The organism is Bradyrhizobium sp. Mp27 (assembly GCF_029953005.1).
Taxonomy (GTDB): Bacteria; Pseudomonadota; Alphaproteobacteria; order Rhizobiales; family Xanthobacteraceae; genus Bradyrhizobium; species Bradyrhizobium barranii.
The window spans coordinates 1-9,646 of sequence record NZ_JASAUS010000054.1; the positions used below are offsets into that span (position 1 = coordinate 1).

The following is a 9,646-nucleotide window of genomic DNA, read 5'->3' on the forward strand; positions in this document are numbered from 1 at the left end:
GGTCGTCAGGCGGCGAAAAGCCGAAGGCAATCCTGTGCGCCTCGTCAGACAAGATGTGCGGCCGCATCAATCGGGCCCAAAAGCCGCACTCTCACGAATAGGACGGGCTAGGCTTCATGTTTTCGACGGGCAGACCGAGGCGGCCATCTAACGGCGGCAGTTGGCCAATTCCACTGGCGACGGGAATTCTCTCAGAACCGGTGACCTCCCTGTCACCAGCTTCGATGACACCCGGAGAGTGCGAAGGCACTTGGCCTAACCATTGCCGAGCCTTTCTGCTGCGCGCTGGCAAGGCGACCATTGCGCTGGCGAGTGCGGAAACCCGGAAATGGCATGGGGCTCGCAATCCGCGAGCTCCGCTGTGCGCTCGGCAATTTCAGGCCTTGTGATGGACAGTCTGCAGGCCGTAGACCGGCGTCGGGATGCTCTCGTAGCGCGCCTTCAACTGCAGGGAAAGGAATTGCGAATAATGTCGCGACTGATGCAGATTGCCGCCGTGGAACCATAGGCCTTCCTGCTGCGTCGGCTTCCACATGTTGCGCTGCTCACCTTCCCATGGGCCGGGGTCCTTTGTCGTATTCGAGCCGAGGCCCCAGACCTTGCCGACTTTGTCGGCCATTTCCGGACTCACGAGATCGGCGACAAAGCCGTTCATCGAGCTATAGCCTGTGGCATAGACGATCACGTCCGCTGGCAATTCCTTGCCGTTGTCGAGCCTGACGCCGTCGGGCGTGATTTCCTCGACCTGTCCAGCGAACAGTTTGATTTTGCCGTCAATGATAAGTTGTGAGGCGCCGACGTCGATGTAATAGCCCGAGCCGCGGCGCAGATATTTCATGAATAGCCCGGAATCGTCGTCACCGAAGTCGAGCCTGAAGCCGGCCTTCTCCAGCCCGGCATAGAAAGCGGCATCGTCCTGGCGGATCTTGTCGTAGACCGGCTTTTGAAACTGATTCAATATCCGGTAGGGCAGTGAAGCGAAGATCAGATCGGCCTTTGCCGTCGTCATTCCACCGCGGACGGCGCGTTCGGAATAAAGATCGCCGATACTCTCCATCAGCGAATCCGAGCGCACAATGTGCGTCGTTGAGCGCTGCACCATCGTTACGTCGACGCCGGCCTCGTATAGCGCAGCGCAGATGTCATGGGCCGAATTGTTCGAGCCGATCACCACCACCTTCTTGCCTTTGTAGCCGCCGGAGCCGGGATGGCGTGAGGAATGGTGTTGCTCGCCCTTGAACGCTTCCATGCCTTTGATTTTCGGCATGTTCGGCTTGGCCGACATGCCGGTCGCGAACACAAGCTGCCTGGGCCGCAGAGTAATCTCCTTGCCATCGCGTTCGACGATGACGGTCCATTCCTTCTTGGTGTCGTCCCAACTGGCGCGTTTGGCCGCGGTGTTCGACCAGTAGTTCAGCTCCATGACCTTGGTGTACATTTCCAGCCAATCGCCGATTTTGTCCTTGGGCGAGAACACAGGCCAGTTCTTGGGGAAATCGATGTAGGGCAAGTGATCGTACCAGACGGGGTCGTGCAGGCAGAGCGACTTGTAGCGGTTGCGCCAGGAATCGCCGGCGCGTGCGTTCTTTTCGATGATGATCGTCGGCACACCGAGCTGGCGCAGCCGGGCCCCGAGCGCAATGCCGCCCTGCCCGCCGCCGATGACGAGTGCGTAGGGCTGAGTCTTGAAGCCGAGCTGCTCGGCTTCCTCGTCACGCAGTTCCTTCCAGGTCTTGGCGCCGGGATTGACGCCGTGCCTGGCGCCGAGCGGTCGGCTGAAGCCAGCCTTCTCCTCATGGGCCTTCAGTTCGGCCATGGTCGTCAAGAGCGTCCAGATCTGACCGTTCTGCAGGCGGATGAGTCCATATCCGCGCGCGACCTCGGTCTCGAACGTGATCCAAGATTCGGTCACGCCGCCGGGCTCGGTTGGCGTTTCACCCTCGGCGATTTTCCAGTTGCGCGGCTTCACATGCTCGAGGCAATGCGCGAGCATGTCGCGGACCTGATCGCGGCCTTCCATGGTCTTGATGTTCCAGGTGAAGGTAACGAGGTCGCGCCAGTAGCATTCCGGAGCGAACATTCCTACGGCGGCGTCGAGATCGCCCGCCGCAAGCGCGGCTTCAAACTTGTCGAGGAAAACCTGGACGCGCGCGCTAAGCGTGGTGTCGAGCATCACTTCCTCCCGGATGTCGTTTGCAATTGTTCTGCGCAGGCCGCACGACCTTACTCCAACCATCGCGGGAATCCAGACTCGCGCGGCAGGGTTCCCGGTCGGCTTCAGCGCCTCTCAGCGCTCGCCAGCAACAACGCCGCTTTGCCCACCGACGATGGGGTAGACTAAGAGCTCTATTTGCTGCGGTGCATGCGTCCGGAATTTGGCCCGCAGGCTCCTGTAACGGAGGGGCAGAGCATACCGATTCGCGCTAAGCTGCGGCATGATCCGGGAGATCAACGATGCGATTGTCTAGCCTTGCCACTCTGGCGCTTGTCGCGGGAGCTTCCAGCCCAACTTATGTTTCGATCGCCCTGGCGGCTTCGGAATGTTCCAGATCAATGGAATTGGCGGATTGGGGCGAGAACTCGACCGGCGACATCAGCGTCGCGTCTGGGGACAGTTGCATCTTCCCGATCACGTTGCGCGGCACGGCGAGTAGCTCGGAAATCTCGCAAAAGCCAGCAAACGGCAAACTGAAGAAGCTCAACGTTGCGACTTACGAGTACAGGACGAGGGCCAGATACAAAGGAAGTGACACCTTTGCCATCAAAGCAACGGGCAAGGGGCCGAAGGCTTCCGGCACATCGGTCATCACAGTGCACGCGACGATCAAGTAGGCGGGTCGAGCATTGGCGTGACGCCGAGTTGATGCGCGTCGCGTGAGGGCAGGGAGCAATAAGCGTGCCTCAACCCGTCCGAGACGCTCCCAGAACAGCACCCGGTGGCGGATCGTGATCAGGGCCTGGTTGAGAACGTCAGCCAACAGCATCGGCGGAAGTGATTTGAAGGCAGGATCCGGAGTGGACTCAATGCGATTGCGGTCTCGCGCGGGGATGCTCCATCCGCAACTCCGCGAGCTGCTTAAGCGGGTTGGGCCCAGACGCAAACTTGGTTTTGCCGGTATTGCAGCTAAGCTGCTCTCCGCTATGCCCAGAAAGACCCAGCCTCGGAGAGTTGGTTTTCGTTTAGCCAGAGGAGTGCCTGACGAAGACTCAATGGGACCACTCGCTCCCTACCAAGAGGCGGTGGGGTTCCATCTGTTAGATAGAGCAAAAAGCCATCTTTGCTTCGGAAAAGTGCTTCTTTTGCCTCACAACATTCAAGGGACTCTACGTCAAGAGTAGGCAAGCTGCGCTGGACGATCAGCTCCATGTTTTGCAGCATGGCGCTCACGACGCAGACTTCCTCTTAGCAGCCATCAAGTTGACGGCGTGCTGATGGCGAATTGAACACGGTCCGATTTTCTTCGACCAAAAGCCATGCGCGGAAAAAAATAGAATATGAAATATCTGACGTAGAGCGTGTGCCCCAATGATTAACAAGAGTTAGCGATTCGCGCTTTGTAGCTCGACTAATCGCTAGCGAAAATTGGCGAACTTCAGTGAGACAGTGCGCGCCGCCAAAAACGGTCGGAGCCATCGCATCCTCTGGCGGAGCCAGGAGGCGAACGATGCGATCAGTCATTGCCATTGTTGTAACGGTCGGGGCGTCATCGCCCGTGCTCGCCCTGACGCAGGGGGAGATTGAGGCCAAGCTACGTGCCGCGGGCTATTCGCAGATTCAGGAGGTCCCGAGCGGCAAGATCAAGACCTACCGAGCAATCAAGGAGGGTACGGTGCGGTCGCTCATCGTCGACAGCACCGGCCACATCAAGGAGCTTCGGTAGCGCTCTCGCTGGGTGGCCAGTGTTCGGTCAGGGACGCTGCCGAATACTCGCGCTAGGCGGCCCGCCCACCGTTTGTATCGGTTCACCTGCCGCACGGTCCAGCGGCGGGTGTGGCCTAGCGAGGCCTACCGTTCCGGGAGGTGCGTCGTTGCTGGCCGTACGAGTATCGAGGCGCTCTGACGTGATTGCCGTTCCAATGGCGATGGCCAGAGCGATAGCAGATAGGACTAAAGCTGCTCGATTCGGGTCCATCATTAGACCTCCGCGAAACGGCTCCATAGTGCCGGGACAACGCCGATCTGGTGATTTGGTTCTTAGGTTCGCCCACAAAGGTATCAGAACAACACTCGCGCAATTACGTGTTGGTCGGATAGCGAGGCACAACGATAACGATTGATCAAAAGTCGGAAGCGGTTTTGTGGCTCGAAGAGCCGATCAATCAGGCGTAACTGCCTGCAAGGACTCAGAGACAAGCATCCGCAAGTATTCGCTTGAAGACCCTTTAGGACGCAGCGGAATGCGCGCTGAGCAACGCGCTTCCCATTGCCGCCACTGGCCTGGGCGCTTGGCGCGCCGCGGCGCTGCGTGCGCCAAGCAATGGCGCGTGGCTGCGGCTCCTCCGCGCCTATGGAAATCGACGAAAACCTGATCCGCCGCGACCTGACGCCGGCGCAACGGGCGAAGCTGATCTCCAAGCGAAAGGCGGCTTGACGGCTCTATAGACAGTTGTGCCAAGGACACGGCGGCAAAATCCGGCAAGTCCGAGCGGTCGATTGAGCGCGACGTAACCCGCGCCAAAGCGCTAGGCTCCGACCTTGATCGTGTCGCCGGGAGGTCGCTGGACAAGAGGCGCTTAACTGGACGCGCGGGCGTGCTGCAGACCACAGTAGCGCTTGTTCCAGATTTAACCTTCCGCGACGACATCAAGCTTAATCCGCGTCTTCGATTGCGCCCGAGCTGCGGAGCGCTAACCTCTCTGCACCGGACATTGCCCCGTCCGGGTTCACCATGGCGAGGTCGTCGCGCCAAGATATTCGGCGCGGCGGCTTTGTTTATCTACCGCAACGGTATGAGCTTCATTTGGCGAATAAGCCCGACGATGACCGGTTCGATCTCGTTGAGATACGACGACAGATCACGAACTTGCGCTCGCAACACTCTGACAATCTTCTCGTCACATCGCGATTGAACCGCTTCCTCGTGAAGATTGCATTTTTATCTGAGCCGAAGGATACGGCACACGTGCAGCAGCTGCGGTCCGAATTCGCGCGGACTCTGCAAAGTATTGAAACGATCGTCACCCGGAAGCCATCTGCGAAGCGATCTGGTGTCGTTAAGCGGCCCAAGTGATACTAACGCAGGTGCGCTCTTGCACTCGCCGGGTCCGGGGCCGATGGTCGATGTAGTCGCGAAGTCGTCCTCGTTTCGCGATCCAAGATTCAGCCGACTTAAGCCGATCGTTTGCGATGGTTCTTGCGGTGTTTGCCTTGGGGGCGCCCGTGCGATCGCTCCAGTACTTTCGGCAGAGAAGCCGCCGCTGGAGGAGCTATTGGCGAGGCTTGCTCGACCTCAACCGGCTCGGCTGGGTCGGGGGGCCGTATGGCCGGCGTTGCACCCAAGGCAGCCTCCTCGAGTTTGGCAAGGAAGTCGCGTCCTTGGTTCGTGATAGTCCATGCGCCGCGTTCACGAGTGATGAGTCCTTGGCTGAACGCATCAAGATCCGGCGCAAGTTCAGCGAGACGCTTCATACGCAACGTCCATTCAGGGCCGCTCGTATAGAAAACCGCGAGATGCAGCTTGATAAGCTCAAGGTTTCCCCGGCCGTCTGGCTGCCCTGCCAAAATCTTCAATATGGAAAGCTGAAAACTCACGCGCGCCACTCGAACGCAACGACTCAATCCTTACAATCTATCGGTTCTGGCCAACGGCTCATAGATCGGCCGTCAAGCTTCTCGCGGAGATGCTTGCTCGGTAAGCCTAACCGCCAAGGTTAATCGTGCCTGGAGGGTCAAAGACAGACTTCGACAAGATAAAGGCGCTTGTAACGGAACCGATCCAGGCGGCTCCTTCCGTTACCGAAACACATCCGCCGATTCGTTAGACCATAACTCCATCACCGCCAGCCTTTCCAGGATGGTTGGGCCATGAGTACCGGCGCTTGCCGGTATCGCTGGCGCGGTCCAGATCGGATCTGTGATCGCCTGGCATTTCATGAGCGATGATGAGCAAGGCCGTGCTTTAAGCAAAGTAGGTTTGGTCCAAATTACCGACGCAATACTCCGACGCCGTGGCGCGATCGCGCCCGACGCATTCGAACCGTCGCTCCACAGGTCGAAGTTACATCCGAGTTGCCGTTGGTCTTGGCAGATAGATGCGCGATGCCCGCTCAAAAAACAGTACCAAGATTGTCGATTTTGGCTGTACCACCGCGCGATGTCATGGCGCTCGCGAGTGGGGCGGGATTGCAGGGGCGAACATGCAACATGTGTCATTTGAATGCGGGTGCGGATGAAGCTCGCGCCGCCGCGCATGTTCAACGAGCGGTCACTCGTGGTTCTCACGATCGTGATTGGAATGACGAACGCCTATAAGCGTATCCCCATTGGGATTGAAATGCACAGCAAGCTCCGGGACGATTTGAATACGGCAGAGAATGACCATCTTGTCGCGCCTGTTGGCGCTTGTCGCAGTCGCGTTATTGCCCGCTATCTCGATTCAGGCGTACAACGAAGTTAACCTTCGACGCGCGCGCCAGGTGGACGTACAGAATCAGGCGCTCGGTCTCGCTAAGCTCGCCGCCGAACAGCAGCAACAGATCGTTCAGGGCATTCGGCAGGTCCTGATTGCGCTGTCCGAACTCCCTGCGATAAAGGCGAAAGATAGCAAGGGGTGCAATGCTGCGATGGCAGGGATGAGGTCCCGGTTTCCGGCTTTCCTCACTTTCGTCGCCACCGATCTGAGTGGCCAGCCCTTCTGCGATACAAACACAGATCGCAAGCCGGTGAATGTCTCCGGGCGTCCCTACTTTGCGGATGCGTTGAAGACGGGCGCGTTTACGGTGGGACAATTCTCGATCGGTCTGTCCGTCGATCGGAAACTCATTCAGTTTGCGCTGCCTTTCTACGGAGATGATGGTCAGCCAGGGGGCGTCATCATTGCGCCTCTCGGCCTGGACTGGTTAGCGGACTACATCGCGCGCGCGGGTGTTCCGGCGGGAGACGCGCTGGCCATCACCGATCGGAACGGTACCTATCTTGCCCGCTATCCGGACAATGACCGATTTGTCGGTAAGAAATTGGTTCGCGCTGGTGATGAGAGGCAGTATGGCGACGGTCTCGCAGCCGACCTGGTTGATGTTGACGGCGTCGAGAGGATCGTGGGTTTCTCGAGGCTCGGGCCCGATTCTGGGGGACTTCGCGTCAGCTTCGGCCTCGACAAGGCGAACGCCTTTGCCGAGATCCAGAGCCGGACCCGACACGACATCTTCCTCATCGCCCTCAGCGCCATGATGGTGCTGGGCCTGACGTTGCTCGGCGCCCGGCAATTCATCCATCGGCCTCTCGGACTATTGGTTGACGCCGCGAACCGATGGCGCCTCGGCGACTATGCTCGCCGTGTGAACATCCGCGGCAGTTCTGAGATCGCGGGCGTAGCCGGCGCCTTCAACACCATGGCGGATGCGCTGGATCGCCGCGAGCAGGAATTGTCCGATGCAAAAGAGAAGGCCGAGGACGCCGCGGCCCGGCTTACGATGCTCTTCGAAAGCACGACAGACAGCGTCGTGATCGTCGACCACGATTGGCGGATCAGCTTCTTCAACCAGAGGGCCTGGTCTCAGATCGCTCAGGGGCGTGATCTGATTGGAATGCACCTGCAGGCGTCGCTTCTGGATGCCCCCGATACGGGAATCGTCGAGCAGCTTCGGGAAGTCATGTCGGACCGCCGTCCGGTTTCGTTCGAAGCGCACTGTCCTCGTCGTGCCGCCTGGTATGCGATCAACGCGTTTCCTTCTGGCGAAGGGATCGCGATCTTCTTTCGAGACGTCACCGAGCAAAAGCATGCCGTGGAGGCGCGCCAGCGCATCGAGGAGCAGCTTCATCAGAGTCAGAAGATGGAGTCCGTCGGACAGCTCACGGGCGGTGTTGCCCATGACTTCAACAACCTGCTTGCCGTCGTTTCGGGAAACCTTGATCTCATAGAGCGCGCTGCAAATGACGGCAAGATCCGGCGCTTCGCCGCGACTGCGCGGCGTGCCGCCGACCGGGGGGCGAAGCTCACCGCACAGCTCCTCGCTTTCTCTCGACGGCAAAAGCTCAACCCTAAACTGATTAATGCCAGCGAGCTGATCTCCAACTTCCAGGGGCTCGTCCGTCAGGCGGTCGGCGCAGAATGCGAGGTCAGGCTGAAGCTCGACGAGCGATTGTGGCTCTGTCAGGTGGATCCATCCCTGCTGGAGACTGCCCTTCTGAATCTAGCGTTGAACGGTCGTGATGCGATGCCGGGCGGCGGAGTGCTCGAGATCGAGGCGCGGAACGTCGTTCTGGATGGGGAAGCCGTCGCTGAATGTCCGGCCGGATCATATGTGAGGCTGTCCGTCTCGGATACGGGGCAGGGGATGTCTCCCGAGGTGCGAGACCGGATTTTCGAGCCCTTCTTCACTACCAAGGAAGTTGGCAAGGGCACTGGCCTCGGTCTCAGCATGGTGTATGGCTTTGTCCGGCAATCCGGTGGCTATATTTCAGTCGAAAGTGCCCCTAACGCCGGCACCACGATCTCACTGTACCTGCCGAGAGCCAATCAGGAGGCTCGCGACGAGGTGGAAGCCGAACAGACCCGGGCTATGCCGGGAGGCTCCGAGCGAATTCTTTTGGTCGAGGACAATGAAGATCTGTTGGAAGTCGTGTCTGCAATGCTGACGAGCTTCGGCTATCGGATTCGCCTTGCTCACAACGGCACCGAAGCCATCCGAATTCTCGACAGCGATCAGGGGTTCGATCTTCTGTTCAGCGATGTCGTCATGCCGAATGGTCCCAATGGCGTCGAGCTTGCTCGCGAAGCAAAGCGGCGGAACAGCAGGATCAAGATACTACTTACGTCGGGCTACGTGGGAGACGTGCTCGCGCGTCACGGGGCGACAGATGAGTTCCCGATTATTCACAAGCCCTTTGGCGTGTCCGAACTCGCTCAACGTCTGCATTCTCTCCTTCAGAAAGAAGATAGTTAGGCAGGCACGAAGCCAGAAGGCATCGCCGTCCATAGCGACCATGCGTAATCGTCTCTAGAGCCGCGGGTGGCGATACATGCGAGCAAAGCCTTCAGTGTAACGAAAGTAGAGCTTCCAGCGCGCGGTGACCTATTGGCGGTTTGAGGGCTGAGGACGCTCGTGGGGCGGCCGAGCGTCATCGCCTTCAGGAGCCGGAAATTCCCATATACATCGATGCCCTGTTGGCGGATCAGCACTGATCTGCGGGTTAGAGCCGATGTTAGGATCAGCGGACTTCCGGGTCCTCACGATTGACACGACGCGAAGAAGTCGCCGGCCTGGAGCGCTCTTGACGCTTGCGATGCGGTGCTCCGGCAGTCCTCGGCCCAGCATTGCATGTTCCGCACGCCATGATGCCCGATCGATGCGACGGCTTCTCCGATCGGGCGCGGCCAAGCCTCCCGAAAACATCCGGAAAACACCGCTTCACCCGCCGCGCCGAGGCGCTGGCGAAGCGAGGATGGTCGTCCGACGATCGGACCAAGGTCCTACGACCATGGTC

At 59.2% G+C, this 9,646-nt stretch carries 5 protein-coding genes; 3 read left to right on the plus strand and 2 right to left on the minus strand.

What is annotated here, in order from left to right; genetic code table 11:
* Positions 1-376 precede the first annotated feature (376 nt).
* On the minus strand, positions 377-2,173 hold the full coding sequence (locus QJT78_RS25195; RefSeq protein WP_038943540.1) for an NAD(P)/FAD-dependent oxidoreductase: 1,797 nt from the start codon (positions 2,171-2,173) through the stop codon (positions 377-379).
* Between the two features lie 281 nt (positions 2,174-2,454).
* On the opposite strand from QJT78_RS25195, the gene QJT78_RS25200 reads away from it, so the two are divergent.
* Together QJT78_RS25200 and QJT78_RS25205 are read left to right on the plus strand one after the other, a co-directional pair.
* The gene (locus tag QJT78_RS25200; protein WP_193375947.1) at positions 2,455-2,832 is read left to right on the plus strand and encodes a hypothetical protein; all 378 of its coding nucleotides are present in this window, start codon (positions 2,455-2,457) and stop codon (positions 2,830-2,832) included.
* Between the two features lie 833 nt (positions 2,833-3,665).
* Positions 3,666-3,881 carry a hypothetical protein gene (locus tag QJT78_RS25205; RefSeq protein WP_038943538.1) on the plus strand — a complete coding sequence of 72 codons (216 nt, stop codon included), beginning with the start codon at positions 3,666-3,668 and terminating at the stop codon, positions 3,879-3,881.
* Positions 3,882-5,329: 1,448 nt separating this feature from the next.
* On the opposite strand, the gene QJT78_RS25210 is transcribed toward QJT78_RS25205, so the two are convergent.
* Complete coding sequence (locus QJT78_RS25210; protein ID WP_080586612.1) at positions 5,330-5,752, minus strand: hypothetical protein; 423 nt, start codon at positions 5,750-5,752, stop codon at positions 5,330-5,332.
* A gap of 782 nt (positions 5,753-6,534) precedes the next feature.
* On the opposite strand from QJT78_RS25210, the gene QJT78_RS25215 reads away from it, so the two are divergent.
* Entirely contained in the window at positions 6,535-9,105 is a 2,571-nt protein-coding gene (locus tag QJT78_RS25215; RefSeq protein ID WP_028150093.1) for an ATP-binding protein, read from the plus strand.
* Positions 9,106-9,646 lie beyond the last annotated feature (541 nt).